At 57.6% G+C, this 1,712-nt stretch carries 2 protein-coding genes; both read right to left on the reverse strand.

The window, feature by feature from the left end:
- Nucleotides 1-106 precede the first annotated feature (106 nt).
- On the reverse strand, nt 107-670 hold the full coding sequence (locus tag HNR46_RS20480) for a hypothetical protein (RefSeq protein WP_184022565.1): 564 nt from the start codon (nt 668-670) through the stop codon (nt 107-109).
- A gap of 141 nt (nt 671-811) precedes the next feature.
- Entirely contained in the window at nt 812-1,183 is a 372-nt protein-coding gene (locus tag HNR46_RS20485) for a hypothetical protein (RefSeq protein ID WP_184022566.1), read from the reverse strand.
- Nucleotides 1,184-1,712: the final 529 nt, after the last annotated feature.

Here is a 1,712-nt window from a genome sequence, read left to right on the forward strand (position 1 = left end):
TCTCGCCACCGACCAAACCCACAGCAGAAGGACCAGCGCGATAACGGTCAAAAAGGCGCGACGCAGCCACTTCATTTTTGGGAGAACGTCAGAGGCCTGGCACCCGCTACCGGGAGCGCCCCTCCGCTTCAGGTTGAAGGTTGTCGTCACCCTCCGAATCCGACTCGGAACGGGTAGCGGGTTGTCCAGCGCCGCCTTGTTCTGCTTCTTTTTCGATTCGCTTGCCAGACACCACCAGCTCATCAAATTCTGCACCGGTGAGCCATTCGTCCCCGGTGACTCGGTAGTTCTTAATCTCGACCGTGGCTCCATCAATCAGGGTTGGAATCCGATGCCCGGGAATCTCGATCATCACTTGCTTCTCAGTCAGCTTAGCCTTCGCTACCGACCAATGTGGCCACTTCGCGAGTCCAAACGAGAGTAGGCCTGAAAGCTGGCTCCGCTGTTCGGCAGTGCCTGAATCACTCTCAAGAATCACATAGTGCCTCGGAGTGATGGCGCCTGACCTCATCAGACCGTCTGCTCCATCTGACTCGAACTTGACTCGATCAATCCAGATCACACTGACCACCTTACCGCTCACTGAGAGCGTGTCCGAGGAGACCGGCGCAGCGAGGCACGCTCCGCATGCCAGCACCGTCGCAACCGCAGCATGTAGTGGCCTGATCATTTTCTGCAGAACGTCAAAGGACACAGGACCCCTGACCTGGGGCGCGGCTTCGACTACGTGTTGAGGGTTGAACGGTCATTTCGGGATCGAACTCGCGGCGGGTCAGGGGTTCTGTGCTCCGACTTGTTCGCCCTCTTGATTTCAGGGGATCTTCTGGTTGTCGGGAACCCTCGCCCACCCTGTCCGATACTTGGCAAATACGACGGAGGAAAATGGGTAGTCTCGATCTACAAAACCCAAGTGTGACTCTGGAGTCGTGATCTCAAGTTGCGGAGGAGCGGTCTTGAACGGGTTGAGCAGGAGTTCCTTTGCACGATCCCACCTAAACTGCTCCCGGCTTAGCAGGCCTTCATCCCGAATCTCCTCAGTCGCCGTGGCTCGGAATTCGGTAGGAAGTTCGGAGAGAGGAGGTGCAGCTACTCCTACGAGGAAAGTCCGCCAGCACCACCCGACATAGCCGAGCGAGCACAGGAACAGGCCGCCAAACAAGAGGTGGAATCTGGCGCGCTTCACTTTCAGGCGAACAGTTTTATTCGTAGGCGATCCGGGCGGTATATCCGGGTCGTGTTTCTTGCGGAAACTTTCCCCAAATCGTTGGAATTCCAAGGAGAAATCGGGACCTGGTGCGTGATATCCCGGCGACGCATGCCAAGCCGAGGCGGGGTGAGATCGGGTGCGGATATTCCGGCTCAAGGCGGGTCGAGCCAGCCAGGATCTATTCGAAGATCAATCAGTGGTCGGACGAACAGCATTTAGATTGACTCCCGGCGGATAGTTCGCTACTCGGGAATGCTATGAGCAGGATGCCGTCCCGTTGGTGCTGGAGAAAGGATCTTTCGAAATTCCGCGGACTGTCGGACCGTGACAGGGCTGGATTTCTCGTCGCCTTGGAATGGTTCGAGAATTTCCGTCTCCGTCACCAAATGCCCGCGGGCCGGGCAGCGGCGCGGGCCTTCTGGCGGCTTGAGGTCCTGCGGGAGGAGGTGACGAGGGAGAATTGGCAGCTTGAGCAGTGGGAATCCGCGATCCAGTGGTATCTGAA

The sequence above is a fragment of the Haloferula luteola genome (assembly GCF_014201715.1).
GTDB classification, from domain to species: domain Bacteria; phylum Verrucomicrobiota; class Verrucomicrobiia; order Verrucomicrobiales; family Akkermansiaceae; genus Haloferula; species Haloferula luteola.

Excerpts from the sequence above, each read along its gene's own strand:
- HNR46_RS20480 (WP_184022565.1), bottom strand. The coding sequence starts at position 670 with ATGATCAGGCCACTACATGCTGCGGTTGCGACGGTGCTGGCATGCGGA.